Below are 26636 nucleotides of genomic sequence, written 5' to 3' on the forward strand. Positions count from 1 at the left end.
GTCAGCGACGGCCCTTGACGATCTTCTCCTGGCCGACCTCGTCGGCCGCGATGGCCTGGTGCTCCTCGCGCCCGACCGAGGCGAGCGGCTTGCCCTCACCGGTCTGGAACTCCAGCTTGAAGCCGTCGACGGCACGGTTGAGCTCGGCGACGGTGTCGTCGGAGAGCACGTTGGTGTCGCGGAGGGTGTTCAGCACCTGGGTGTTGCGGCCCAGGTAGTCCAGGAGCTCGCGCTCGAAGCGCAGCACGTCGGGGACCGGAACCTCGTCGAGCTTGCCGTTCGTTCCGGCCCAGATCGAGACGACCTGCTCCTCGACGGGGTACGGCGAGTACTGCGGCTGCTTGAGCAGCTCGGTCAGGCGGGCGCCGCGGGCGAGCTGACGGCGCGAGGCGGCGTCGAGGTCGGAGGCGAACATCGCGAAGGCCTCGAGCGAGCGGTACTGCGCCAGCTCGAGCTTCAGCGTGCCGGAGACCTTCTTGATCGACTTGACCTGCGCGTCGCCGCCGACCCGCGAGACCGAGATGCCCACGTCGACCGCGGGACGCTGGTTGGCGTTGAAGAGGTCGGACTGGAGGAAGATCTGGCCGTCGGTGATCGAGATCACGTTGGTCGGGATGTAGGCCGAGACGTCGTTCGCCTTGGTCTCGATGATCGGTAGACCGGTCATCGAGCCGGCGCCGAGCTCGTCGGACAGCTTCGCGCAGCGCTCCAGCAGACGGGAGTGCAGGTAGAAGACGTCACCCGGGTACGCCTCGCGTCCCGGCGGGCGGCGCAGGAGGAGCGACACGGCGCGGTAGGCCTCGGCCTGCTTCGACAGGTCGTCGAAGATGATCAGGACGTGCTTGCCGCCGTACATCCAGTGCTGGCCGATGGCCGAGCCGGTGTAGGGGGCGAGGTACTTGAAGCCGGCGGGGTCGGAGGCCGGGGACGCGACGATGGTCGTGTACTCCATCGCTCCGGCGTCCTCGAGCGCGCCCTTCACCGAGGCGATGGTCGAGCCCTTCTGGCCGATCGCGACGTAGATGCAGCGGACCTGCTTGTTCGTGTCGCCCGACTCCCAGTTGGCCTTCTGGTTGATGATCGTGTCGATCGCGATGGCCGTCTTGCCGGTCTGGCGGTCCCCGATGATGAGCTGGCGCTGGCCGCGGCCGACCGGGATCATCGCGTCGATGGCCTTGATGCCGGTCTGCAGCGGCTCGTGGACCGACTTGCGCGACATGACGCCGGGAGCCTGGAGCTCGAGGGCGCGGCGGCCCTCGGAGGCGATCTCGCCGAGTCCGTCGATCGGGTTGCCGAGCGGGTCGACGACGCGCCCGAGGTAGCCGTCGCCGACGGGGACCGAGAGGACCTCGCCGGTGCGGGTGACCTCCATGCCCTCCTCGATGCCGGAGAACTCGCCGAGGACGACGACGCCGATCTCGTTCTCGTCGAGGTTCTGGGCCAGGCCCAGGACGCCGTTGGAGAAGCGGATGAGCTCGTTGGCCATGACGCCGGGGAGGCCCTCGACGTGGGCGATGCCGTCGGCGGCGTCGATGACGTAGCCGACCTCGGTGGTGGAGGCCTTGCCCGGCTCGTACGACGAGACGAAGTCCTTCAGCGCGTCGCGGATCTCATCCGGGCTGATGGTGATATCTGCCATGGGAATTCCTATTCGTTGGGTCCGTGCGAGCCGAAGAGGTCGTCGGGGCCTGACCTGGATGGTGCGGGGGTCGAGGGCAGTGCCCTCTGAGGATACGTGCGCCCGTCAGGACGCGAGCTGGAGCTTCAGGTCGGACAGCCGTGCGGAGACGGTTCCGTCGATGACCTCGTCGCCGACGTGCAGGCGCATCCCGCCCAGGAGGGAGGGATCGACCACGACGTTGACGGAGACCGGTCGGCTGTACTGGCGCGTGAGCGCCGAGCGGAGCCGGTCGAGCTGCTCGGGGGCGATCGGTGCGGCGACCGAGACCGTGGCGAGGATGAACCCGCCCTGGTCGGCGACCACGCCTGCTGCGAAGCGGACGAGCTCCGGGATGCGGCGACCGCGCGGGTGCGCGATCAGCTGCCGGAGGATCGCCAGCGTCTCGGCCGCGGCCTTGCCCTCGAGGAGGCGCTGCACGAGCGCGACCTTCGAGTCGGCGGCGGCGAGCTTGCTGCCGAGCGCGAGCTCGAGCTGGGCGTCGGAGGCGACGACCTCGCCGAAGGAGTGGAGCTCCTTCTCGAGGTTGACGCCCTCCGGAGCGGAGGACGCGATCGCGCGGACCCCGACCTCCTCGACCCCGGCGACCATGTCGCTCGGGCTCGACCAGCGGTGGCCGACGGTCACGGTGAGCAGGCGCTTGGCCGGCTCGCCGAAGGGACCGAACACGCGGGCGACGAGAGCCTGCTTGCTGCTCGAGTCGGCGCTCGGGTCGGCGAGGGCCGCGCGCAGCTGCGCCTGGCCGTCGATGACCCGTGCGGCCTCGAAGAGCTGCTGGGCCGTGTCGAGGGACGCCTGACCGGCGAGGGCGGAGAGCTCCGCCTTCGCCGATGCGAGTGCCTGCCTGGACGCGCTGCCCATCAGTTGTTCGCCTTCTCCGAGGCCTCGAGGTCGGCGAGGAAGCGGTCCACGATCGCGGACGCCTTCGCGTCGTCGTTGAGGCTCTCGCCGATCACGCCGGAGGCGAGGTCGATGGCGAGGGTTCCGACTTCGGAGCGGAGCGAGACCACGGCGGCCTGACGGTCCGCCTCGATCTGGGCGTGCGCGTTGTGGAGGATGCGCTCGGCCTCGACCTGCGCCTGCTCCTTCTTCGCCGCCACGATCGCGTTGCCGTCGGCGTTCGCCTTCTCGCGGATCACTCCGGCCTCGGCGCGGGCCTCGGCCAGCTGGGCGGTGTACTTCTCGAGGGCGGCCTCGGCCTGTCGCTGGGCCTCGTCGGCCTTCGCGATGTTCCCCTCGATCGCGGCGGAGCGCGCGTCGAGCATCTTCTGCAGGCGCGGCAGGACCAGCCTCCAGAAGAAGAACAGCAGGATGAGGAAGATCACCCCCGACCAGAAGAAGTCGTAGAACTCCGGGATCAGAATGACCGCGGGGACGTCACCTTCTTCCGCAGCGATGTTCACAGCGGTGCTGAACACGACTACGCCGCGAAGATGAAGTAGGTGGCGAGGCCGATGAGCGCGAGCACCTCGGTGAACGCGATGCCGAGGAACATCGTGGTCTGGAGGCGGCCGGCCATCTCGGGCTGGCGCGCCATGGCCTCGACGGTCTTGCCCGCGACGATGCCGACACCGATGCCGGGGCCGATCGCTGCGAGGCCGTAACCGACCGTCGCGATGTTGCCGGTGAGTTCGGCGAGAACGGTGACTGAGTCCACGAGTGGGTCCTTTCAGTGGGGTGATCGTGAGAACGGGCGGGAGCCCGTGAGTAGTGGGGTCAGTGCTCCTCGGCGACGGCCAACTGGATGTAGACCGCAGCGAGGAGGGTGAAGATGTAGGCCTGCAGCACGGCGACGAGGAGCTCGAAGAGCGTGAACGCACCGCCGAAGGCGAAGGTCACGACGCCGAAGAGCTTGAAGCCCGGGTCGATCTGGGAGCTGAAGAGGAAGAACTGCGTGGCCGAGAAGCACAGCACCAGCAGGAGGTGGCCGACGATCATGTTCATCACGAGCCGCAGTGCGAGCGAGAGCGGACGGATGATGAACGTCTGCAGCAGCTCGATCGGCGTGAGGATGAAGTAGATCAGGAACGGCGCTCCGGGCGGGAACAGGGCGTTCTTGAAGAAGCCCATCCCCCGGTCCTTGATGCCCGCGTAGATGAACGTCACGTAGGCGACCAGGCCGAGGAAGAGCGGCATGCCCACCACGGAGGTCCCCGCGATGTTCAGGAACGGGACGATGCCGGTCAGGTTCATCGAGATGATCGCGAAGAAGATCGTCACGAGGATCGGGAGGAACCGGCGCGCGTCCTTCTCGCCGAGGATGTCCTTGGCGATGGTGACGCGGACGAAGTCGAACGCGAGCTCGACGACGTTCTGGAAGCGGCCGGGGACGAGGCGCAGCTTGCGCGTCCCGAGCCAGAAGAACAGCATCAGTGCGATGACCGCGATGAAGCGGACCAGCATGACGCGGTTGATCTCGAAAGGGGTTCCCTCGAAGAGGAAACCGGGCGGGAAGAACTCGGAGATCGACGGGGTGTGGAAGTCACTCTCACCGGTCGAGGACGAGACCAACAGGGTCACAGCGTTAGCAAACAGCGCTAGCTCCTGGAATTCGGGGCGTGGCACGTTGCAGCCGACCGAATCGAATCATTCGGACGCAACGCTCTCGCGACGACGAAAGGTGGGGTTTTCCGCTCGGACGGCGATCGTGCTCGACGACCGCCATCAACGATGAGACGATCTGAGGACACGTTCGCCTGCGGGATTCGTCCCTACTGTAGCAACAGAACGGCCTGAGAGCCGAATCGTGGTCCTCTCAGGAACCGTTCGGCTCGTCCTCATCGAGCGATGTCGCTGACGTTCGGCATGCGCGAGCGCGAGACGACGAGGACGTCGATCACCAGGGACCCCAGGACGGCGACGATGATCGTGACGAACATCGCGGTGCTGTTCAGCCACGGCTGATCGCGCAGGACCAGGGCGGCGATCACGAACAGCACGAACTTGGCGAGCCACGTGCCGAGGACGACGGCGAAGAACCCGCCGATGTCGAGGCGGTTGGCGACGAGGATGCTCGCGGCGGTGAGGAGCACCATCACGCCGCCGACGATCGCGCCGAGGAGGGCTCCGATCGCGCCCTCTCCCCCGGCGGCGATCCCGCCGACGACGGTGCCGAGAACGGCCAGGGCGAGCACGAAGAGGCCGCCCACGACCAGCGCGCGGCGCAGGACGGGGACGGACGCGGGCTGCGGACGGGGGGTGGCCGGGGAGGCTCCGGTCATGATGCTTCCTTCCGCGCCGTGGTCGGCGCTGTCGTGTCCCGGTCGATCGGGAGTCCGGCCGGCGGACGGAGCAGCTCCGTCGAGGACGCGCGGTCGAGGGGGTCGAGGACGGGTGAGGCCTCCGCGGACTGCGCCGCCGCCTCGAGCCGCTTGCGGCGGCTGAGCGGGGCGAGCGTGACGACGGTGCAGACCAGCAGACCGACTCCGAGGAAGACGAGCGGGACCCACAGCACGTCGACCACGAACATCAGCAGGCAGCTGACGGCGACGACGGCGGTCCACGCGTAGAAGATCAGCACGGCGTGCAGGTGGGAGTGCCCCATGTCGAGCAGGCGGTGGTGCAGGTGCTTCCGGTCGGCGCTGAACGGCGACTTTCCCGCGCGCAGGCGCCTGATCACGGCGAGGCCGAAGTCCATCAGCGGCACCACGAGGATCGCGAACGGCAGGATGATCGGGATGAACGCGGGCAGGAGCTCCTTCGCCGCGAGCTGGGCCGGGTCGATCTGGCCGGTGACCGCGATCGCGGAGGTGGCCATCAGCATCCCGATCAGCAGTGCGCCGCTGTCGCCCATGAACATCCGCGCCGGACGCCAGTTGATGGGAAGGAATCCGGCGCAGGCGCCGACGAGCAGGACCGCGATGAGCGAGGCCAGGTTGAAGTAGTCGGTGGGCGAGGTCTGCTGCACCAGCAGGTAGCTGTAGAGGAAGAAGACCCCGTTGGCGATCAGGGCGACGCCCGCCACGAGGCCGTCGAGGCCGTCGATGAAGTTGAGAGCGTTGGTGACCAGGACGATCGCGAGCACGGTGATGATCAGCGACATCCACGGCGAGCCGACGGTCAGGCCGCCGATCGGCAGGGAGACGATCTGCACGCCCTTCCAGGCGATCAGGCCCGCGGCGATCAGCTGACCGGCCAGCTTCGTGGTCCAGTCCAGGTCCCAGATGTCGTCGGCGACGCCGATGAGGACGATGAGCAGGCTCGCGCCGAGGATCGCGAGGATCGGCTCGGGATTGGCGAACACCAGCCGGAAGTAGGGCAGCTGGGAGGCGATGCCGAAGCCGACGAGGATCCCGAGGAACATCGCGATGCCGCCCAGGCGGGGGGTCGGCCGCGTGTGCATGTCCCTGACGCGGATCTTCGGGTAGAGCCGGTACTTCAGGCTCAGCTTCCAGATGACCCACGACAGCGCTCCGGTCACGAGCGCGACCGCGAGCGAGACGAGGGCGAAGGTGATCACCGGTTACTCACCCGGAGCGGAGTCGGTGCGGGCGGCGCCGGTGCCGGTGTTGGGCGTCGGCGCGTTCGTGCTCGACGAACCCGTGTCCGGCGCATCGGCGGAATCGACGGGAGCGGAGTCGTCCTGCAGGCGGGCACCGGAGGCCCAGTCGGGGCGCGCTGTCGGGGTCCGCTCGAAGGCGTACGGGTCGCTGCCGGTCGCGGTCTCGGCGGGCTCCTGCTGGTCCCCGGCCTGCGCCGCGCCGACCGTGGAGGCGTCGGGCTCCGACGTCTCGGCGCGGGGCGCGTCCGGATCCGGCAGCAGGTCGCCGACGACCTCGCGGATCCGCTCGGCCGACACGACGCCCTGGCGCAGGATGCGCAGGGTGCCGCCCTCGAAGCTCAGCGCTGTCGCATCGACGATCGTCGAGGACTCGCTGGCGCCCGCGGGGCGGTCGCTGTAGCGCGATCCGGCGGCGCCGGCGTCGAGATAGACGTCGACGGAGTCGCCGAGCTGGTCGAACGCCTCCTGTGCGGTCGTGGCCGAGGGCTGCCCCGTGCGGTTGGCGGAGGAGACCGCCAGCGGACCGGTCTCGGCGAGGAGCTCGATCGTCACCGGGTTGTCCGGCATGCGCAGCGCCACGGTCCCGCGCGTCTCGCCCAGGTCCCAGACCAGGGAGGGCTGGGCGTGCAGGACGATGGTGAGCCCGCCGGGCCAGAACTCGCGCGCGAGGTCGCGCACCGCCTCCGGCACGTTCTCGGCGAGGGCGTCGAGGGCGGCCACGTCCCCGATCAGGACGGGCGGCGGCGACTGCCTCGTCCGTCCCTTCGCGTCGAGCAGGCGCTGGACCGCGGCGGCGTCGAACGCGTTGGCCGCGACGCCGTAGACGGTGTCGGTGGGGATCACCACGAGCTCGCCGCGGCCGATGGCCGTCCGCGCGAGACGGGTGCCGGTCAGGAGGTCCGTGTCGACGGAGCAGTCGTAGATGCGTGCCATAACGGGTCGATGATACCGGCGCGGTCCGTGTCCGGACCGGCTGCGGCGCGGCGGTCGCGTCAGCGCCGCCCGAGGCCGGGGCTCGGCGGCCGTCGCAGCGGCGCCCGACCCGCGCCGGCCGAGGCCGCCGGAGCGCTTCCGTGAGGCACTCGGCCCGGCGCGGGCGCCTCCGCCGACAGGACGCCCACGAGCGCCACGGAGACGGCGAGCGTCGCGAGCGAGTGCTGATCGCCGAACCAGGTGGTGTTGTCGGCCATCCCGTGCAGGAACGTCCAGAGGACGGCGACGGCGAGCGCACCGACGGCGACGGCCTCGTTCCGGGCGACCCGGAGGAGCAGGCGCACGACGGCGACGGTGGCGAGGAGGAGGAACGCGAGGACGGGGAGCGCGATCGGGAGTCCGCCGTTGGTCCACGCGGTGACGAGGAGGTTGTGGGGCGGGCGCGGCTCGCTGTGCTGGGTGAACTGCGACCCGCGCGCCAGCCACAGCTCCTGCCATCCGCCGTACCCCAGCCCCAGCAGCCAGTTGTCGGGGAACGCGCTCGCAGCCAGGCGCAGGAAGTCGCCGCGGGCCCCGAGCGTGAGCACGCCCGCCTCCGCCAGCTGCGGGAAGGACACGGCGACGGCGTACACGGCCGTGATCCCGGAGGGGATGGTGATCATCCAGGCGACCGGACCGAGGCTGCGTCCCTTGAGTCCGCGGATCGCGGCGACCAGCAGGGGCAGGACGATCGCGAGGACGATCGCGGTCTTGGACAGCGTGAAGAGGGCGCCGACCAGCCCGGCGACGGCGACGAGCAGGAGGAGACTCCCCCGCTGCCGTCTCCAGACGGCGAAGGCCAGCGCGCCGGTCGTGGCCATGTACATCGAGGCGATGTTGCCGTTGAGGAAGAACCCTCCCGACTTCTCCTGCAGGACGTTGTTGAAGGACGTCGTGAAGATGTCCCGCACGTAGATGTCGGAGAACAGCACCGCTTCCGGCCACCGGAGGTAGGCGGTCTCCTGCACGGGATCGAGCTGGAAGAGGATCGTGAGCGTCACCTGGAGGAGGAACACGGGCGCCGCCCAGTTGAGGGCGCGGCCGACGACACGCCAGGCGCCGTCGCCGAGCCCGCGGACGGCCAGGTACGGAGTGAGGAAGGAGACGACGGAGACCACGTCGCGCAGCGCGGCCGCGCGTGCTCCGGAGTAGGTGAGCGCGAAGAGGGTGCCGGCGATCACGAGGAGGACCACGACCACGAACCGGTCGATCCGCCCGCCGCGCAGCCGCGCCACGGAGTACGGGAGGAAGAGCAGGCTCCAGGCGACCGGAGCGGTGACGGGGCCCAGGGTGTAGAGCTGCACGACGCTCAGCGCCAGGAGCACCGCGAGGAAGACGAGGACGATCCGCTCGTGCCGCCGCTGAGCGGGATCCGCCGGCGCGCGCGACGGCCGCCCGCGGGTCTCCGGAGCGTCGGTGACGCGGGTCGCGGCGATGACGGAGGGACGAGAGGCGGTCGGGCGGCGGAGGAGGGCATCGTCGGCGTGGCGGCCCATGTCAGAGCCGTTCCGCGGAGGTGCTGGTGGCGGCCTCCGTCTGGCGGAGCGGAGGAGCGGCGCGCCGATTCCGGGACGACGGGCCGACCTCTCGCGGCGGGAGGGTCGTCCGCGGGCGCCGGTCCGGGGCGGGAGGCGGATCGAGCAGCACGGGAGAGGCGGTGGCGTCGGCGGACGCGGGCGGGAGAGGGGATGCAGGTGGCATGTCGCGCCGACACTAATCGCGCGGCACGAGCCTCGACGGGCTTGGCGCGGAACGTCGATCCGCGTGCGCGCGGCGGCCCCGCGCCTCAGCCACGGGGGTCTGCCAGCAGCTCGTCCGCGCGGCGGGCGATGCCCGGCCAGCCGAAGTCCGCCGCTCGGCGCCGCGACGCCGCAGCGACCTCCGCGCGTCGCCGGGGATCGCGCAGCGAGGCGATGAGGGCGGGGAGCTCCGCGAGGACGGCGTCCGCGACCTCCTCCTCCGTGCCCGGCGGGACGAGGACGGATCCGTCGACCACTCCGTCGGAGGTGCGCAGGATCTCGGGGAGGCCTCCGCGCTCGACCGTCACGACGGGGATCCCCCGCGAGAGCGCCTCCACCACCACCATCCCGAACGGCTCGTCCCAGCGGCAGGGGTAGAGCAGGAGCGCCGAGGAGCCGAACAGCTCCAGCAGGTCCTCGTGCCGGAGGAACGGGAGCCGGCGCACGACGCCGGGCAGGGCGGCGACAGCCTCGTCGAGCGCTCGGACGTACGGGGTGGGCGTCGCGTCGTCCCCGAGGCCCGATGCGCCGGCGATGACCAGCCGCAGATCGGCGCCGTGCTCGGTCCGCATCCGCCTCACGATCTCGACGGCCTCGCGGGCTCCCTTCTCGGCCACCAGCCTCCCGGCGAAGACCGCCTCCGCAGTACCGCCGAGCGGCGCCGGCGGGACCTCGGGCGGAGGGACGACCCCGTTGTACAGGACGGCTGTGGCGATCAGGCCGTACCGGTCGACCGCCCGGGCGCGCAGGAACTCGCTGCAGAAGATCCACTCGTCGACCGCGTCGAGGTAGCGCCGGGCGGCGGCGGGATCGGGTGGCAGGTGATCGAGCAGGTCGTTGTGCAGGTGTGCGACGATCCGCCCCCGGTAGCCCAGGCGGCGCAGGCGCACGGCGTAGCGGGGGCGGTTGTGGATCCAGACCGTCGGGACACGGCGCAGCGACGGAGCGAGCACCAGCAGCCAGAAGCGCCCGCCGAAGGACAGCCGGCGCAGCTCGGCGCCCGGGTCGCTGTCGCGCCGATGCGCCAGGAGGAGTGCCGCGCGCCGCTGAACCGCGTAGATCCGCCGGTACAGACGATGGGGCCTGACGTCCACGCCCGGTGACGCCGACGACCACGGCGCGTGCACGGCGATCCGGAGCGAGGACCGGGACACCGTCTCGCGGACCCAGGTCGCCACGGCTCCCCCGCTGCCGTCGAAGCGCTCCTCGGCGGCCAGCACCACGGCGACCTCGACCGGGGCGGCGGAGCCGAGCCGGAGCCGGGCGGGCAGTCGCGACAGGACGAGCGATCGCGCCTCGGCGATGTCGCGCCCCGGCGCCAGGAGGGCGGTCGCTCCCAGCACGAGGCCCGCGAGCGCCAGCTCCACCGGGAGCAGCCGCAGGGGCGCGCCCTCGGGGAGCAGGCGGAGCAGGAGCAGCACGATCGCCATCGGTGCGGCGAGCAGCGGCCCCGCGGCGCACGCGCGCAGGAACGCGCCGAGGCGCACTCCGAGCACCACCCGCAGCACGGCGCAGGTGACGGCGAAGCCGAGAGCGCTCGAGAGCAGCAGCCCGCCGATCAAGCCGTCGAGTCCGAACAGCACTCCCCCGCCGACGATCATCGGGACCGTGATCGCGGTCTTCACGATGTTCACGACCAGCCCGAACCGCACCCGGTCCATCGCCATCAGGATGAAGCCGACCGGATTGCCGATCGCCCGCACCGCGCCCACCACCGTCAGTGCGCTCGTCATGCCCGCGATCCAGCCCCAGCCGGGTCCGTAGAACAGCCGCACGATCTCCTCGGAGCGCAGCGCCACCAGCATCAGCGGCGGGATGCTCGCCATGCTGAGCACCGCGGTGACGCGGAGGTGGTTCCGCGCGACGCGCTCACGGTCGTGCTGGATCGAGGAGAACACCGGGAACATCACCCGCGTCACGATCGGGTTGACCCTCGCGGGGAGGTTCACGGCGAGGTTGTATCCCAGGGTGTACCCGCCCAGCTGGGCCGGTCCGAGCAGGCGGCCGATCGCGAGCGAGCCGGCGTTCGAGCCCAGGTAGTTGACGATGCCGTCGAGGGTCTGGAAGACGCCGAAGGAGAGGAAGCGGGCGGTCTCGCGGATCCGGAACCGGAACCGCAGCCGGAACCAGCGGCGGGCCTGCACGAGGGCGAGCACGGAGCGCAGAGCCGCGGTCGCGACGAGCCCCCACGCATAGGAGAGCGCCCCCGCGCCCGAGACCGCGAGGCAGACCGTCACGGCGAAGCCGCCGACGAGAGCGATCGTCTCGGACACGGCGACCGCTCGGAACCGGATCCCCTTCTCGAGCACCGCTCTCGGCACCTGCCCGGCTGCGCTGCCCACGAACACGAGCGAGGCGACGGTGAGGACCGGCGCCGCGGCGGCGGACCCGAGCAGGGAGGCGATCGGTGCGGCGCCCAGGAGGACGGCGACGGTGACCAGGAGCCCGACGGAGAGGTTGAGCCAGAAGACCGACGAGAGCTCGAAGCTGGTCGCCCGCCGGCGCTGGATGATCGCCTGGGCGACCCCCATTCCGAGGAAGATGTCGACGAACGCGTTGAGCAGGGCGACGATCGCGATGATCCCCATCTCGGAGGGGTCCAGCAGTCTCGCCAGGAGCGCGAACTGCCCGAGCTGCACGACGAGCGCGACGGCGAACGAGACCGCCGTCCAGGCGGTCGCGTCGACGGTGCTCCGGCGCAGGCTCACCTCTCCCGCCCGGCGGAGGCCGGACGGAGGCCCGGTCGCGGATCGTCGGCGCGGTGCTCGGCGCGGCTCATCCGCGATCTCCGTCCGTCGTCGACGCTGACCGCCCGGCCGTCCGGTCGTAGAGGTCCTCTAGGTCGCGGATCCGCTCGGCGAGGTCGAACGAGGCGAGCACGCGCTCCCGCCCGGCCGCGCCCATCCGCGTCGCGCGGTCCGGGTCCCGGAGCAGGGCGGCGAGCGCCCCGGTCAGGCCGGGCACGTCCCCCTCCGGGACGAGCAGCCCGGTGACGCCGTCCTGGACCGCCTCCGGGACGCCGCCGTGGCGGTACGAGACGACGGGGACGCCTGCGAGCGCGGCCTCGAGGAAGACCATGCCGAAGCCCTCGGAGTCGCCTGTCGCCGCGGTCCGCGACGGTGCGCAGAAGACCGCGGCGCCGGCGAGGATGCGGGCGACCTCGGCGGGGGGCAGGGAGCCGGTGAAGGTCACCTGCAGGCCCAGCCGCGCCGCCTGCTCGACGAGCGCCTCCCGCAGGTGGCCGTCGCCGACGACGGTCAGGGGGACGTCCCGGATCGGTCCGGGGAGGGCGGCGACCGCCTCGAGCAGATCCGGAACGCCCTTCTTGTCGGTGAGGCGTCCGACGAAGACGATTCCCGCGCGCTCCGCAGCCGGTGCGGCCTCGGGGCGGGAGGTCGGGACGCCGATGTAGCCCACTCCGGTGCGCCGCGGGTCCGCCCCCAGGCGCAGGAGCCCGTCGGTGATGAAGCGGGACACGCCGATCACCGCGTGCGCGGTACGGAAGACGGTGCGGGCCTCGAGGGCGCGGTGAGCTCGGGCGAGGGGTCGGAGCAGGCGCGGAGCTCCGGTCGCGAGCGGCCAGCTGGTCACGTCGTAGCCGTGCCCCGTCACGACGAGCGGAAGGCGCCTCCTCCGTGCGTACCGGGCGATGGAGACGGCGTCGATGAGGAAGTGCGCATGGATGAGGGCGGGCCGGTGCTCATCGACGATCGCGTCGAGCCGTCGTGACACTCCGAGCCATCGCAGGAGGAGGGACCGCCGCCCGCGAGGGGTGATCGGATCGTGCAGGACGATGTCCGTGCGGTCGTGGAGGACGCCCGAGCCGGTGCGCTCGAGGCCCACTCCGAGGGCGCGCCAGCGCTCGAGTCCGTGCATCTGATTGCGGACGAACGTCTCGGAGTCCTGCAGCCACGCGCGCTTCCAGACCAGGACCAGCGGCCTCTCGCCGGCGACGCCGCCCGCGTGCTCAGCGGACGGCACGGCGCACCCGGTAGCGGAGGGCCGCGACCACGCTCGGCAGCACCCGCACGGCGTCGCCCAGATAGCGCCGCCAGAGCCTGCCGGGCTCCCGGCTGAGCCGGTGCGCCCACTCGAGGCCGAGGCGCTGCACCACGAGCGGCGCCCGCGGGATCTCGCCGGCGAGGAAGTCCACGGCGGCGCCGACGCCGAGGCACACCGCTCCCGTGCCGCCGACGGCGAGCAGGCGCTCGCGAACCTCCTCCTGCTTGGGGGAGCCGAGGCAGAGCGCGACGATGCGGACGTCGGCCGTGCGCAGAGTCGAGGAGAGGCGGGCGAGGTAGGCGTCGTCCGCGAGCTCGGCCGGCTCCGGCGAGACGACGACCGGAACCTGGAGCCCGGCGAAGCGCTGCTGCAGCTCGGCGGCTGCGCGATCGCCGACTCCGGGGCGTCCGCCGATGAGAGCGACCGGCGCACCCTCGAGCGCCGCGCGGCGGCAGACCTCGGTGAAGAGGTCGATGCCCGTCACGCGGCTCGCCGTGCGGTGGCCGTACGAGCGGGCCAGCCAGACCAGAGGCGCCCCGTCGAGCACCACGAGGGACGCCCGGCCGTAGTACCGCCGGAACTCGCCGGAGTGCTTCCAGCGCACGAAGTGGTCGGTGTTCGGCGTGACGACCAGCTCGTCGCGGCCGCTCCGGGACAGCTCGAGCACGGCCTCCGCCGCCTCGTCGAGCGTGGTGATGCTGGCCGGCATCCGCTCGATGCGGCCGGTGATGTAGGAGGTCATGCCGGTGCTCCTCGGGGGTCGGTGCGGGAGGGAGGGAACGGAGCTGGTGTGCGGAAGGGGCCGGTCGCGGCCGCCTGCACGGGGACGGTCACGTCGTCCACCGGGTGCTCCTCCGATCGGAGAGCCGGCGGCGGGTGTCGTGCACGGCGTAGAGGATCCGGCTGAGCGCCGTGAAGGCGTCGGGGACGTGCTTGAGCACCAGCCCCAGGACGAGCAGCCGCGGCGACCGCGCGGAGCGGAGCACGCGGACGTCGCGCAGCGCCTCGGACCCGAGCCGGACGCCGGTCTCGACGAGCGCCGCGTCGGAGTTCTGGCGGATCGGGGTGAGCGCGACGGGAACGGCGTAGAACCAGGTCGTGAACCAGTCCGACAGCGGTCGCGGCACCTCCTCGAACGTTCGGGCGAGCGCCGCGCGCATCTCCTCGGCGCAGACCAGGAGGTTCCGGAGGTCCGGGTCGCGCCGACGGGTGATCGAGGACGCCGTGTAGACGTAGGAGTAGAGGATCTCCGGCACGAAGAGCACCCGTTCCGACGCCTGGACCGCCCGCAGCACGCCGACGAAGTCGGACTGGGAGCTCAAGCGCGGGAAGAGCTCCTCCTGCAGGACGGCGCGGCGGAAGAGCTTGTTCCAGAGGAAGCCGTGCAGGCGCCCGGACGCCATCCGCTCGAGAGCGAGTTCGGACGAGACCAGTTCGCGCCGGTCGAGGCCGTCGATCACACGTCCGGAGGTCGACTGCCGGGTGCGGTAGAGCGCCCGGCAGACGACGACGTCGGCCGCCGTCCGCTCGGCCTCGGCGGTGAGGGTCCGGAGGATCTCCGTGTCCCACTCGTCGTCGACGTCCACGAACCAGACGAACTCGGAGTCGATGCCGTCGAGGGCGCGGTTCCGGGCGGCAGCGACGCCGCCGTTCTGCTCGAGGAGCAGGACCCGGGCGTCCTCGCGTCCCTCGGCCCACTTCTCGAGCACCTCCGCCGTGCCGTCCGAGGACGCGTCGTCGACGAGGACGACCCGCGTCCCCGGTCCGAGAGTGAGTGCGAGCCGCGCGAGGAAGCCGTCGAGCCGGGCGATCGCGTTGTAGCAGGGAGCCACGACGGTCACCGAGTGCACGCCCCCGCTCACCGTCGGCCCCCGAGCTCGCGGTAGGCGGCGACGACGGGTCCGAAGACGGCGTCGGGCGAGGCGGCCTCGTCCACCCACGCCTTCGCGCGGTCGGCCTGCATCAGGAGCCCCTCGGGTCGCTCCAGAGCGGCGGCGAGGAGCTCGGCGATCCGCTCCCCGTCGGCGTCGGCGGGGAGCAGGAGGCCCCGACCGTCGGCGTCGGCGGGGAGCAGGAGGCCCCGACCGTCGGCGAGCAGCTCACCCACACCGCCGACGTCGGTCGCCACGACCGGGCGACGGCGGGCCATCGCCTCCAGCATCACGAGCGGAGTCCCCTCCCACCGCGAGGTCGACAGGAGGAGGTGCGCCGCGTCCAGCGCTCCGGTCACGTCCGCCGACGGACCGGCGAAGTCGACCACTCCGGCTCCCCGGGCGCGCTCGCGCAGCACCGGCAGCATCGGACCGTCGCCGAGCCAGGTGCCGGTGACGGGCCGGACCCGGGCGAGGGCCTCGACGGCCGCGAGGAAGCGGACCGGGTCCTTCTGCTCCGCGAGCCGCCCGATGCCGAGGACGCGGACGACCGGCTCGGCGAGTTCCGGCGCGCTCGCGGGCTCCGCGGTGACGTTCGCCGGGGCGTTGCCGGTGACCACGACGCGATCCTGCGGGCGGCCGTAGCCCTCGACGACCATCCGCCCCACGGAGGCGGAGACGGCGAACACCCGCCGGGAGCGGAAGGAGAGCGCTCGCCTGTCGATCCCGGGCAGCTCGGTGTGCGCGTGCTCGACCACGGGGACACCGAGCGCGGCGCCGATGAGGAGGGCCAGCAGAGCCTCGCGGCGCTGGTGGGCGTGCAGGATGTGCGGGCGGAACCGGCGGACGGCGAGAGCGAGGCCGCGGAGATCGGCGGCGAAGCCCTGTCTCGGTCTCGGCACCACGAAGACGGGCGACTCCTGCGCGGCGCGGTCGCTGAGCGGCCCGGGACGCCCCCAGTAGGCGGTCTCGCAGCCGTGCTCGCGGCTCCACGCGCCCAGGGAGAGGGCCACACGCTGCGCTCCGCCGTCCTCGAAGGAGTCGAGGACGTGCAGGATCCGCAGGGATCGGGAACGGGCGGCCCTCATGAGAGCGCCCCGTCGGGAACCGCGCCCGGGAAGCGGACGTCGAGTTCGGCCAGGACGGCGTCGACGTCGCGGCCCATCGTCCCGCGGTCGACATCGTAGTGATCGGCGAGGAGGTCGACGACCTCGTCCCGGGGTCGGCGCTGCCGGATCACGGCCTCGAAGACCGAGGCGGCGCTCAGCGAGAGCACGATCGGGGGCACCGACGGGCGGGACAGGTCGAGCACGTAGACCTGACGGTCCGTGCGCTCGACGGCGAAGCGCTGGGCCGGCGGCGCGCTGCCACCCTGCGCCCCGGCGGAGGCCTCCACCGGATGCACGGCGCTCGCCGCGGGATCGGACGAGGCCGGGAGGTCGCTCACCGGCGCCGTGGTCGCCGCGATCGCATCGAACGAGGACGCCGGGCCCTGCTCCTCGCTGCGGCCGCTCAGCGCCACCCTGGCGAAACCGGTGAGGGCGGAGGGGAGGCCTCGGAGCGCCCGCAGGGTCCGCTCCCCCCGGAGCCGGAGCCGACGTCGGATCGTCGTCGCCTCGGGATGGCTCGCCTCGAGATCCGCGCGGGTGGGGAAGGCGGCTCTCAGCAGCAGGCCTCCCTTCAGGCGCCAGGGAGCGGACGCCACGGCGTGCAGCCAGTTGAAGGTGTGCCGGTCGGAGCTGCGGCGCACGTCCCAGAGAGTCTGGGCGTGCCGGTAGCGCTCCTCAGGCGCGGCGGGGACTCCCCAGGAGGTGAGGAGCTCCGTCATCGGCGTCTGCGCGCCGAGCTCGACGGCCGCGTCGCGGATCGCCTCGCGCTCCTCGCTCGGAAGGCCGGCGCCGTGCGCCTTCAGAACCGCCAGCGCCGTGGTCGCCGAGGCGGAGCGCGCGCTGCGCAGCTGGTGCAGGGCGTGCAGCACGAGGTGGTGCGCGCGCCCGGGGATCCGCAGGGTCTCGTCGCTCAGCGGCAGATCCTCGGCGGCCGCCCAGAGGCGGTCGAAGACGATCCGCTCCTCCTCGAAGGCACCCGGGAAGGAGCGGTGGACGTCGACGTCGCACGGCCACGAGGGGTGGACGAGCGTGATCGAGTGGTCGACGAAGAGCGTCCAGCTGAGAGCCTCGGCGCGGCGGCGCCAGCCCATCGAGGCGAGCAGCCCGAGAGCCTCGTCGAAGCGCTCGGGGTCGACCCAGAGGTCGACGTCGGCCGACGTCATCGGCGCGCGGATCCCCTGGCGGTGCAGACCCTCGCCCTTCACCACGAGGCTGCGGACGCCGTGCGTCCGCAGGGTGTACTGCACCAGCACGGCGGCCAGGCGCAGGGCGACGGCGTTCGGCAGCATCGCGTCGGCGGAGGCGCCGACAGCCGGGACCGGTTCAGGCGACACGGACGCGTCCCTCCGCGAGGGCGAGGATCTCCTCGGCCGCGACGGACCACGGGCGCTCCCGCGCGAGCTCGGCGGCCCCCCGGGAGAGAGCCGTCCACTCGCGTCGGAGCCGGTGGAGGGCGTCCTCGTACTCCTCGCGCGTCGCGTCGTCGGAGAGGACCACGCCCGCCCCCGCCGCGCAGAGATCGGCCAGGACGCTCGACTCGATCGCGAGGACCGGCAGCCCGCTCGCCAGCGCGTCGAGTCCGGCGGCCGCGCCGGTCGTCGACGGCGTCAGATGGGCGTACGCGTGGGAGTGGCGGAGCACCTCGACGACGCCGTCGCGGTCCTGCTCGCCGACGGAGCGCAGCCCCGATGCGAGGTCGTCGGCGATCCCGCCGCCGTCGTCGATCACGGTGACGTACTCGGTGCCGTCCAGCCGGGCGAGGAGATCGAGCCGCTCGGTGCCCCGGTCGAGACCGGAGGCTCCCACGGCGGCGAAGCGGAGGGGCCCGTCGGGGGCGGACGGCGTCGGGAACGACGCGTCCGGCAGGCCCAGAGGCACGACCGTTCCCGCGAGGGCTGACGCGAGCCGCTCCGTCGGGGTGACGACGACAGCACCGCGGCGCTCCTCCTCGAACCGGAGGCGCGGGAGTGCCGGGAGGTCGTCGGCCAGGAGGACGGTCATCGGAGCGAGCCCGGCGAGCTCCACGGCCGTCCCCGGGAGAGCCACCACGAGGTCGGGCCGGCCCGGAGCGAGCAGTCGGCGGGCCCGGCGCGTGACGACGGCGAGCCCGACGGACCCGGCGCCCCTCCGGCCGGCGGGCTCGAGGAAGCGGGCGAGCACGCTGGTGCGGAGCTCCGCCCCGCTGAACCCCTCCGGGTCACCGGTCACCACGACCACGCGGTGTCCCTGGCGGCGCCAGCCGCGCTCGAGCGGAGCCGCGTGCCAGGCATCGAGGGCGACGATCCCGATGGTCAGCACGGGCGGACTCCCCCCGTCAGGGGGAATCGGCGGCAGGGACCGGGAGACGTAAGGAGCGCGGAGTCCCGCTGGTCGATGACCTCGTGCACAGGGCGGTACCTCTCTCCGTCGCGGCAGGCGGAGCCGCGGACGTCGGAGAAGTTATCCCCGTGCCCGGCGGCCTCCGAGTGGGAGGCGCGATACGGACGCGGAGGCGGCGTGCGCGCCGCTCACGGAGTCGGATCGCGTCGGCAGCGGTCGCTCGACCGTCAGTCCCCGCCACGGGTTCCGCGCCCGCTGCACCGGCATGCGGAGGCACCGAGGCGCCGCCGATAGAGTCGGCTCCGTGACCCTCTCCCCGCAGATCTTCACGCTCCCCTCGGCGGTGCAGCGGACCCCCGCCGCCGCTCCTCACCCGGGGCTGCTCCGATGAGGGGCATCGTCCTCGCGGGTGGTTCGGGGTCGCGGTTGTGGCCGATCACCAAGGGCATCTCGAAGCAGCTGATGCCGATCTACGACAAGCCGATGATCTACTACCCGCTGTCGACGCTGATGATGGCCGGGATCGACGAGGTCCTCGTGATCACGACCCCCGAGTACAACGACCAGTTCCGCGCCCTGCTGGGCGACGGGTCGAGCCTGGGCATGCGGATCGAGTACGCCGTGCAGCCCTCCCCCGACGGGCTCGCGCAGGCGTTCCTGATCGGCGAGGAGTTCATCGGCGACGAGTCGGTCGCCCTGGTCCTGGGCGACAACATCTTCCACGGCACCGCCCTGGGCACCGCCCTCGCGGCGAACACCACGATCGAGGGCGCCGTCATCTTCGCCTACCAGGTCGCCGACCCGCGCGCCTACGGGGTCGTCGAGTTCGACGAGCACTTCCGAGCCGTCTCCATCGAGGAGAAGCCCGAGCAGCCGCGCAGCAACTACGCCGTGCCCGGCCTCTACTTCTACGACAACGACGTCGTGGCGATCGCGAAGACGATCACGCCCTCGGCCCGCGGCGAGCTCGAGATCTCGACGATCAACGAGCGCTACCTCGAGGCGGGGCGGCTGAACGTCCAGGTGCTCGACCGGGGAACGGCCTGGCTCGACACCGGGACCTTCGATTCCATGATCGAGGCGACGGAGTTCGTGCGCGTGATCGAGCAGAGGCAGGGGTTCAAGATCGGCTGCATCGAGGAGATCGCCTGGCGCAACTCCTGGATCGACGACGCCCGCCTCGCCGAGCTCGCCGCACCGCTGGTCAAGAGCGGATACGGCGCCTACCTCCACCGCCTGCTCAGCCTCGAAGGCGTGAACGCGGGCCGCTGAGCCCGGCCTCCCCCGACCTTCCCGACCTCCAGGAGAACCCGTGCGGATCCTCGTCACCGGCGGTGCCGGCTTCATCGGCAGCAACTTCGTCCACCTCACCCTGCGCGAGCGTCCCGACGCGCGGATCACCGTGCTCGACAAGCTCACCTATGCGGGCAGCCGCGACTCCCTCGCCCCCGTCGCCGACCGCGTGCGGCTGGTCGAGGGCGACGTCGCCGACGCCGAGCTGGTGGACCGGCTGGTCGCCGATGCGGATCTGGTGGTCCACTTCGCCGCGGAGTCGCACAACGACAACTCGCTGCACGACCCGACGCCCTTCCTCGCGACGAACGTCATCGGCACCTTCGCGCTCCTGCAGGCGGTGCGCGCGCACGACGTGCGGTACCACCACATCTCGACGGACGAGGTGTACGGCGACCTCGAGCTCGAGGACCCCGCGCGCTTCACCGAGCACACCCCCTACAACCCCTCCAGCCCCTACTCCTCGACCAAGGCAGCCAGCGACCTCCTCGTGCGCGCCTGGGTGCGCTCCTTCGGCGTGCGCGCCACGATCTCCAACTGCTCCAACAACTACGGCCCCTACCAGCACGTCGAGAAGTTCATCCCCCGCCAGATCACCAACGCCATCGACGGCATCCGCCCCAAGCTCTACGGCACCGGCGCCAACGTCCGCGACTGGATCCACGTCGACGACCACAACACCGGCGTCTGGGCCATCATCGACCGCGGCGAGATCGGCGAGACCTACCTCATCGGCGCCGACGGCGAGAAGAGCAACCTCGACGTCGTCATCCGAATCCTCACCGCCTTCGGACAGCCCGAGGACGCCTTCGACCACGTCACCGACCGCGCCGGACACGACCTCCGCTACGCCATCGACTCCACCCGCCTGCGCACCGAACTCGACTGGCGCCCCCGCTACACCGACTTCGACGCCGGACTCGCCGCCACCATCGACTGGTACCGCGCCAACGAGGACTGGTGGCGCCCCGCGAAGGCCGCCACCGAGGAGAAGTACTCCGCTCAGGCCTGAGGCGGCCCGCCGGCGGGGATCAGTGCGGACCGACTCCGGTCGACACCCGGCCGGAGGGCCGCGGAGAGTCGCACGGGCCGGGCGTCCGCTTCGCGCGGGACCGGCCGGACAGGACGATGCGGAGCAGCTGCAGCGGCTCGAGGAGGTAGCGGGCCGCGAGCCGGCGCGGGTCGCGCGCCAGGCGGAACAGCCACTCCACGCCCAGGGCGCCCATCCACCGCGGGGCGAGCGCCTGCGTGCCGGCGATGTAGTCGAGGCAGCCCCCCCCACGTTCGCGAACGCCGCCCGCGGGGCGAGGTCCCGGTTCTCCAGGATCCAGCGCTCCTGGCGGGGCATGCCCATCCCGACCAGGACGAGATCGGCACGGGCGAGCGACTCGGCGAGCGGCCGCTCCTCGCCGATGCCGTGCCACTGCTGGTCGAATCCGTCGTACGCGAGCCAGGTCATCCGGGACGTGCGGGCGGCGACCGCCTCCGCCGCTTTGGCCGAGGACTCCGGCGTGCCGCCCACGGCGACCACCACCAGAGGCTCGTCGTTCTCGATCAGCGGGAACAGCCAGTCGGTGCTGTGTAGAAGGCTTCGCCGACGTCCGTCCAGGAGCCCGCGTCGCCCGCGGTGAGAGAGAGGCTCTGATCGCTGGGCCAGCCGACCTCCCCGACCGAGCAGTGCACCCCGTACCGCCGGCACCACTGCCCGAAGGTCGTCACCGCCGCCACGAAGACATGCTCGTCGGTGCCGCCCTGCTTGTCCGAGCGCAGGGTCGTGCCCGTGCCGCCGGGGTAGAAGTGCTGCGAGTACACGGTCCGGTCCAGCGGGTCCTGGATCCACGGCCCGTCGGGTGCGATCGCGGCGACCGTGCCCGTCGTCGCCTCCCGCATCCCCTCGACCCAGATCGTGTGCCGATCGCCGGTTCCCCGGACGGCCGACACCACGGCCTGCGTGTAGGCCTTGTAGGTCTCGACGGGGACCAGCGACCGCTTCACCTCGTTGAAGAGGTCGTAGGCGGCGATGCGTCCGTCGTCCTGGAACTCCGCCGCGAGCAGAGTCCAGACCCTCTGCGCCTGGGATACCGAGAGCCCGGATCCGAACCAGACGGTCCCCTCGGGCAGATCGCCCTGGCTCGCCGGATAGGTGCCGTTGTTGTGCAGGTCGAGCACGACGCGCATGCCGGCGGCGCCGATGGCGGCGATCTCGGTCCGGAGCAGCGCGACCGCCGCCGGATCGAGCCCCTTCGCCAGAGCGTCGTCGGTGCTCTCCCCGTCGGCCTGCGGCTGCAGGAGCGACCAGGGCACCGCGAGCCGGACCAGGGTGAGTCCGCGGTCCGCCAGGAACTCGTAGCTCTCGGCCGGATTCCCGGCGGTGCAGTCGACTCCGACGTCGACGCGCGACTGCAGGTCGAACACGTTCACGCCGCGGAGGTAGGACCGGCCGCCCAGGTAGTCGTCGACCGAGCCGATCGCAGGCGCGGGCGACGCGGAGGCGGACGACGGCGCGCAGGCCACGGGAGCAGTTCCGTCGCTCCGCTCGAGGAGCCGCACGGCGACCACGACGAGGGCCGCGACCACCACGACGGCCAGGACGATCAGCAGCGGGCGGCGGAGCCCACGGCGCGGCCGATCGCGTGCGGCGGCGATGCGAGCCTCCCGAGCCTGCCTGCCCGGTGCGGCCACCGGATCGCCGCTGACGCTAGCAGAGCTCCGCGACGCGTCAGCGCACCGCCACCGTCGCGCGGTCGCGGCCGGTGAGGTCGCGCTGCGTGGTCGCTCCGCGCCAGCCGTCGGCGGTGAGCAGGGCGCGGATCTCGGCGCCCTGCAGCTCGCCGTGCTCCATCACCAGCACTCCCCCGGAGCGGAGCAGGCGGAGGGCGGTCGCCGAGAGCGAGCGGACGACGTCCAGGCCGTCCTCGCCGCCGTAGAGCGCCGAGGGCGGGTCGAACAGGCGCACCTCCGGGTCGCGCGGGACGGCGGCGGCCGGGATGTAGGGCGGGTTCGAGACGACGACCGAGACGGTGCCGTCCAGCTCGGGAAGTGCGCGGGCGAGGTCGTCGAAGACGATGCGGGCGTTCTCGAGCCCGAGCCGCTCGCGGTTGCCGCGGGCCCAGATGAACGCCTCGGGAGCGTTCTCCACGCCGATCACTCGCGCGTGCGGCACCTCATGCGCGAGCGCGAGCGCCAGGGCTCCGCTGCCCGTGCCGAGGTCGACGGCGATCGGCTCCGGGTCGACGACCGCACGGAGCGCGTCGATCGCGATCTGCGCGACGCCCTCGGTCTCGGGTCGCGGCACGAACACGCCGGGTCCGACCGCGAGCTCGAGCGAGCGGAACGGTGCGATCCCGGTGATGTGCTGCAGCGGCTCGCGAGCCGACCGGCGCTCGATCGCGCTCGCGAACGCCGCGGCGTGCTCGTCGTCGACGGTCAGCCCCGTGATGAGGCGCGCCTGCAGCCGGCCGCGGCCGAGCCCGAGCAGGTGCCCGAGAAGCAGCTCCGCATCGACGTCCGGCGTGGGGACGCGGGCGGCGGCGAGGCGGGCGACCGCGTCCGCGAGGAGGGTGCGCGCGTCGACGCCGGTGGTCACGAGGGTCACGCCTCCTCGGAGCCGATGTCGGCCAGGCGGGCCTCCTCGTCGGCCTGGATGGCGCTCTCCACCACCGGGTCGAGCGCGCCGTTCATCACGCCGTCGAGGTTGTACGCCTTGTAGCCGGTGCGGTGGTCGGCGATGCGGTTCTCGGGGAAGTTGTAGGTCCGGATGCGCTCGGAGCGGTCCATCGTGCGGATCTGCGTCTTGCGCGCGTCCGAGGCCGCCGCGGCGATCTCCTCCTGCTGGCGGGCCAGGATGCGGGCGCGCAGCACGCGCATGCCCGCTTCACGGTTCTGCAGCTGGCTCTTCTCGTTCTGCATCGACACGACGATGCCGGTCGGGAGGTGGGTGATCCGCACGGCGGAGTCGGTCGTGTTGACGGACTGCCCGCCGGGACCGGAGGAGCGGTAGACGTCGATCTTCAGGTCGTTCTGGTTGATCGCGACCTCCTCGGGCGCGTCCACCTCGGGGAACACGAGCACGCCCGTGGTCGAGGTGTGGATCCGCCCCTGCGACTCGGTCACGGGGACGCGCTGCACCCGGTGCACGCCGCCCTCGTACTTGAGGTGCGCCCACACGCCCTGCGAGGGATCGGTGGCGTTGCTCTTGATCGCGACCTGCACGTTCTTGTAGCCGCCGAGGTCGGACTCGTCGCGGTCGAGGATCTCCGTCTTCCAGCCCTTCGCCTCGGCGTAGTGCAGGTACATCCGGAGGAGGTCGGCCGCGAACAGCGCGCTCTCGGCTCCGCCCTCGCCGCCCTTGATCTCCATGATGACGTCGCGGCCGTCGTCGGGGTCGCGCGGGATGAGCAGGCGCCGCAGCTTCTCCTGCGCCACCCGCAGCGACTCCTCCAGCTCGGGGACCTCCTCCGCGAAGGCCTCGTCCTCGCGGGCGAGCTCGCGCGCGGCCTCGAGGTCCTCGCCGGCCTGGATCCAGGCGGAGTGGGCCGACTTGATCTGGCTCAGCTCCGCGTAGCGCCGGTTGACCTTCTTGGCGCGGGCGGCATCGGCGTGGAGGGCCGGGTCGGAGAGCTGCGTCTGCAGGTCCTCGTGCTCGGCGAGGAGGACGCTGACGGATTCGAACATGGGGTCCTGGCTTCCGGAGGTGGTCGGGGTCGGGCTCATCGCCCGGGGACGCGAAAACGCCCGCGGCCGCCCCCGGTGACAGGGGCGACCGCGGACGTCGGGGCGCTAGTGGTGGCCGTTGCCGTGGCCGGCGGTGGCCGGGCCGACGGCCGACTTCGAGACCTGCATGAGGAACTCGACGTTGGACGAGGTCTCCTTCAGGCGCGACAGGATGATCTCCAGCGCCTGCTGCTGGTCGAGCCCGGCGAGGGCGCGGCGCAGCTTCCAGGTGATCTTGACCTCGTCGGCGCTGAGCAGCATCTCCTCGCGGCGCGTGCCGGAGGCGTTCACGTCGACGGCGGGGAAGATCCTCTTGTCGGCGAGGTGACGGGAGAGGCGGAGCTCCATGTTGCCGGTGCCCTTGAACTCCTCGAAGATCACCTCGTCCATCTTCGAGCCGGTCTCGATGAGCGCCGTCGCGAGGATGGTGAGCGAGCCGCCGTTCTCGATGTTGCGCGCCGCTCCGAAGAACTTCTTCGGCGGGTACAGCGCCGAGGCGTCCACGCCGCCCGAGAGCACGCGGCCCGAGGGAGGAGCGGTCACGTTGTAGGCGCGGCCGAGACGGGTGATGGAGTCGAGCAGCACGACCACGTCGTGGCCCAGCTCGACCAGGCGCTTCGCGCGCTCGATCGCGAGCTCGGCGACGGTCGTGTGGTCCTCGGCCGGGCGGTCGAAGGTGGAGGCGACGACCTCGCCGCGCACGGTGCGCTGCATGTCGGTGACCTCCTCCGGACGCTCGTCGACCAGGACGACCATCAGGTGGACCTCGGGGTTGTTCTGCACGATCGCGTTGGCGATCTGCTGCAGGACGATGGTCTTGCCGGCCTTGGGCGGCGCGACGATCAGGCCGCGCTGTCCCTTGCCGATCGGGGCGACCAGGTCGATGATCCGCTGGGTCAGCTTGCCGGGCTCCGTCTCGAGGCGCAGGCGCTCGGTCGGGTAGAGCGGCGTGAGCTTCTGGAACTCGACGCGCGCAGCGGCCTCCTCGACGGTCTGGCCGTTGATCGAGTCGACGCGGACGATCGCGTTGTACTTCTGGCGGCCGCCGCCCTCGCCCTCGCGGGGCTGGCGGATGGCGCCGACGACCGCGTCGCCCTTGCGCAGGTTGTACTTCTTGACCTGTCCGAGGGAGACGTAGACGTCGCTGACGCCGGGCAGGTACCCGGTGGTGCGCACGAAGGCGTAGTTGTCGAGGACGTCGAGGATGCCGGCGACCGGAATGAGGACGTCGTCCTCGCCGATCTCGGGCTCGAAGTCGTCGCCGATCGCTCCGCCGCGGCGCTTGCGGTCGCGGTAGCGGCTGCGGCGGCCGTCCTCGCCCTCGGCCTGCTGGCCGTTCTGGGGCTGTCCGGAGCCGTTCTGCTGAGGAGCCTGCTGGCCCTCGGACTGCGCGGCGCGCGCGCCCTGACCGTTCTGCGGCTGGGACTGCGCGGCGGGGCTCTGCTGAGCGTCGTTCTGGCGGTCGTCCCCGCGGTTGCGGTTCCGGTTGCGTCGGTTGCGGCCGCGGCCGGTGCCCTGCTGGTCGCCGTTCTGCTGCTGGTCTCCGCCCTGCTGCTCCTGCTGGTCGCCGGATTCGGAGGAGTCGGCGTCGTTCTCGGCGGGCGCCTGCTCGGCCTGCTCGGAGGCGCCCCCGCGGCTGCGGCGGCGTCCGCGGCGCTCGCGCTGGCCGCCCTCGCGGGAGGAGTCGTCCGACTCCGGCCCGTTGGGCAGCTCGATGTCGATGACGGGCTTCGCGGCCTGGTCGGCGTCGCGGTCCTGCTCGATGACGGGGAGGTCGGGGATCAGCGACTCGACGCCGGTCCCGCCGGGGATGTTGAGGTGCTCGCCGGCGGCGACGGTGCCGCTGGAGGCGCGGCGCGAGCTGCGTCGGCGGGGCGCGCGCTCGGCGGGCTCGGCGACCGGCTCGGCCGCCGCGGGGAGCTCGAGCTCGACGGGGGCCGACTCGGCGGCCGTCGCGGAGGGCTCGTCGACGGTGGGCGCGGCCTGCTCGAGGACGTCGGCCGTGTCGGCCTCGGTGCTCTCGACGGGCGTCGGCAGCTCCGCCGGCGCCCCGGGCTGCGGAGCGGACTGCTCGGCCACATCGGCCGGCTCGGCCTCGACGCCGGTGGCGTCGACGTCCGGGGCGACCGCTGCGTCGTCCGGAGCGACCGCGTCGGCGATCGCGGCGGGCGCGTCCTCGGCGGAGGCGGCGCGCAGGTCCGAGATGGCCTGGACCAGCTCGCCCTTGCGGAGCTTGGAGGCGCCGCCGAGGCCGAGCCGCGTCGCGAGAGCCTGGAGCTCGGCGACGCGCAGACCGGAGAGGTCGGCGGTGAGGTCCACGGTCGAGCCGTAGGTGTTGACGTCTGTCACTGGAGAGGGTTCCTTCCCCCCGGGAACGAGTGCTCACCGGGAGAGCTCATCGACCGTGCGGTGCCATCGCGTGTTCTGATCCACGCGATG

Annotated in this window: 23 protein-coding genes and 1 pseudogene; 2 read left to right on the forward strand and 22 right to left on the reverse strand. The window is 72.1% G+C overall.

Features of this window, described 5'->3' with window-relative positions; genetic code table 11:
- Nucleotide 1: 1 nt before the first annotated feature.
- The 16 genes from atpA to C5C44_RS01190 all read right to left on the reverse strand — a co-directional run bounded on the left by atpA (nucleotide 2) and on the right by C5C44_RS01190 (nucleotide 18170).
- Entirely contained in the window at nucleotides 2–1639 is a 1638-nt protein-coding gene (gene atpA, locus C5C44_RS01115; protein ID WP_104223023.1) for a F0F1 ATP synthase subunit alpha, read from the reverse strand.
- Nucleotides 1640–1744: 105 nt separating this feature from the next.
- On the reverse strand, nucleotides 1745–2539 hold the full coding sequence (locus C5C44_RS01120; RefSeq protein ID WP_104335100.1) for a F0F1 ATP synthase subunit delta: 795 nt from the start codon (nucleotides 2537–2539) through the stop codon (nucleotides 1745–1747).
- Nucleotides 2539–3096 carry a F0F1 ATP synthase subunit B gene (locus C5C44_RS01125; RefSeq protein ID WP_244229449.1) on the reverse strand — a complete coding sequence of 186 codons (558 nt, stop codon included), beginning with the start codon at nucleotides 3094–3096 and terminating at the stop codon, nucleotides 2539–2541. Before C5C44_RS01125 ends, C5C44_RS01120 begins: the two co-directional genes overlap by 1 nt.
- Nucleotides 3097–3098: 2 nt before the next feature.
- Nucleotides 3099–3335, reverse strand: coding sequence for an ATP synthase F0 subunit C (locus tag C5C44_RS01130; protein ID WP_055794702.1), 237 nt, complete (start codon nucleotides 3333–3335; stop codon nucleotides 3099–3101).
- A 59-nt stretch (nucleotides 3336–3394) separates the two neighbouring features.
- On the reverse strand, nucleotides 3395–4198 hold the full coding sequence (gene atpB / locus C5C44_RS01135) for a F0F1 ATP synthase subunit A (protein WP_068254016.1): 804 nt from the start codon (nucleotides 4196–4198) through the stop codon (nucleotides 3395–3397).
- A gap of 257 nt (nucleotides 4199–4455) precedes the next feature.
- Nucleotides 4456–4899 carry a hypothetical protein gene (locus C5C44_RS01140; RefSeq protein ID WP_104223021.1) on the reverse strand — a complete coding sequence of 148 codons (444 nt, stop codon included), beginning with the start codon at nucleotides 4897–4899 and terminating at the stop codon, nucleotides 4456–4458.
- Nucleotides 4896–6137 carry an MraY family glycosyltransferase gene (locus tag C5C44_RS01145; protein ID WP_181065442.1) on the reverse strand — a complete coding sequence of 414 codons (1242 nt, stop codon included), beginning with the start codon at nucleotides 6135–6137 and terminating at the stop codon, nucleotides 4896–4898. Before C5C44_RS01145 ends, C5C44_RS01140 begins: the two co-directional genes overlap by 4 nt.
- A 3-nt stretch (nucleotides 6138–6140) precedes the next feature.
- Nucleotides 6141–7112 (reverse strand): L-threonylcarbamoyladenylate synthase, encoded by a 972-nt coding sequence (locus C5C44_RS01150; protein WP_104323882.1) that lies wholly within the window; start codon nucleotides 7110–7112, stop codon nucleotides 6141–6143.
- Nucleotides 7113–7171: 59 nt separating this feature from the next.
- Nucleotides 7172–8647 (reverse strand): O-antigen ligase, encoded by a 1476-nt coding sequence (locus C5C44_RS01155; protein WP_104323883.1) that lies wholly within the window; start codon nucleotides 8645–8647, stop codon nucleotides 7172–7174.
- Nucleotides 8648–8937: 290 nt separating this feature from the next.
- On the reverse strand, nucleotides 8938–11598 hold the full coding sequence (locus C5C44_RS01160) for an MOP flippase family protein (RefSeq protein ID WP_104297147.1): 2661 nt from the start codon (nucleotides 11596–11598) through the stop codon (nucleotides 8938–8940).
- A 67-nt stretch (nucleotides 11599–11665) separates the two neighbouring features.
- The gene (locus tag C5C44_RS01165) at nucleotides 11666–12871 is read right to left on the reverse strand and encodes a glycosyltransferase (RefSeq protein WP_104291523.1); all 1206 of its coding nucleotides are present in this window, start codon (nucleotides 12869–12871) and stop codon (nucleotides 11666–11668) included.
- Complete coding sequence (locus C5C44_RS01170; RefSeq protein WP_104223015.1) at nucleotides 12858–13634, reverse strand: WecB/TagA/CpsF family glycosyltransferase; 777 nt, start codon at nucleotides 13632–13634, stop codon at nucleotides 12858–12860. Before C5C44_RS01170 ends, C5C44_RS01165 begins: the two co-directional genes overlap by 14 nt.
- Nucleotides 13635–13722: 88 nt before the next feature.
- Nucleotides 13723–14742 (reverse strand): glycosyltransferase family 2 protein, encoded by a 1020-nt coding sequence (locus C5C44_RS01175; protein WP_181132647.1) that lies wholly within the window; start codon nucleotides 14740–14742, stop codon nucleotides 13723–13725.
- Between the two features lie 8 nt (nucleotides 14743–14750).
- A complete protein-coding gene (locus C5C44_RS01180) occupies nucleotides 14751–15851 on the reverse strand; it encodes a glycosyltransferase family 4 protein (protein WP_104335102.1) in 1101 nt (366 codons plus the stop codon).
- Nucleotides 15848–17206 carry a PqqD family peptide modification chaperone gene (locus tag C5C44_RS01185; RefSeq protein ID WP_104225569.1) on the reverse strand — a complete coding sequence of 453 codons (1359 nt, stop codon included), beginning with the start codon at nucleotides 17204–17206 and terminating at the stop codon, nucleotides 15848–15850. The genes C5C44_RS01180 and C5C44_RS01185 overlap by 4 nt, the downstream gene beginning before the upstream one ends.
- Entirely contained in the window at nucleotides 17196–18170 is a 975-nt protein-coding gene (locus C5C44_RS01190) for a hypothetical protein (protein WP_104335103.1), read from the reverse strand. Before C5C44_RS01190 ends, C5C44_RS01185 begins: the two co-directional genes overlap by 11 nt.
- Before the next feature lie 408 nt (nucleotides 18171–18578).
- Here C5C44_RS01190 and rfbA point away from each other — a divergent pair, with 408 nt between their 5' ends.
- Both rfbA and rfbB read left to right on the forward strand, forming a co-directional pair.
- Nucleotides 18579–19463, forward strand: a complete 885-nt coding sequence (rfbA, locus tag C5C44_RS01195) for a glucose-1-phosphate thymidylyltransferase RfbA (protein WP_104223010.1) — start codon at nucleotides 18579–18581, stop codon at nucleotides 19461–19463.
- A 40-nt stretch (nucleotides 19464–19503) separates the two neighbouring features.
- On the forward strand, nucleotides 19504–20496 hold the full coding sequence (rfbB, locus tag C5C44_RS01200) for a dTDP-glucose 4,6-dehydratase (protein ID WP_104225567.1): 993 nt from the start codon (nucleotides 19504–19506) through the stop codon (nucleotides 20494–20496).
- Nucleotides 20497–20515: 19 nt separating this feature from the next.
- Here the strand turns inward: rfbB and C5C44_RS17495 are convergent, their stop codons facing one another.
- From C5C44_RS17495 to rho, 6 genes and pseudogenes are all read right to left on the reverse strand, one after another.
- Nucleotides 20516–20710, reverse strand: a complete 195-nt coding sequence (locus C5C44_RS17495) for a hypothetical protein (protein ID WP_219812626.1) — start codon at nucleotides 20708–20710, stop codon at nucleotides 20516–20518.
- 65 nt (nucleotides 20711–20775) lie between these two features.
- Nucleotides 20776–21018 (reverse strand): annotated as a pseudogene (locus tag C5C44_RS17500) (WecB/TagA/CpsF family glycosyltransferase); the annotation flags it as partial.
- A 20-nt stretch (nucleotides 21019–21038) separates the two neighbouring features.
- Complete coding sequence (locus tag C5C44_RS01210) at nucleotides 21039–22166, reverse strand: glycoside hydrolase family 5 protein (protein WP_104335104.1); 1128 nt, start codon at nucleotides 22164–22166, stop codon at nucleotides 21039–21041.
- Between the two features lie 37 nt (nucleotides 22167–22203).
- Complete coding sequence (gene prmC / locus C5C44_RS01215; protein WP_104232723.1) at nucleotides 22204–23079, reverse strand: peptide chain release factor N(5)-glutamine methyltransferase; 876 nt, start codon at nucleotides 23077–23079, stop codon at nucleotides 22204–22206.
- A complete protein-coding gene (gene prfA, locus C5C44_RS01220) occupies nucleotides 23076–24158 on the reverse strand; it encodes a peptide chain release factor 1 (RefSeq protein ID WP_104225564.1) in 1083 nt (360 codons plus the stop codon). Before prfA ends, prmC begins: the two co-directional genes overlap by 4 nt.
- Before the next feature lie 105 nt (nucleotides 24159–24263).
- A complete protein-coding gene (gene rho / locus C5C44_RS01225; RefSeq protein ID WP_104335105.1) occupies nucleotides 24264–26546 on the reverse strand; it encodes a transcription termination factor Rho in 2283 nt (760 codons plus the stop codon).
- Nucleotides 26547–26636 lie beyond the last annotated feature (90 nt).

Origin of the sequence: Rathayibacter sp. AY1F6 (assembly GCF_002932035.1) — a bacterium.
Lineage (GTDB): Bacteria > Actinomycetota > Actinomycetes > Actinomycetales > Microbacteriaceae > Rathayibacter.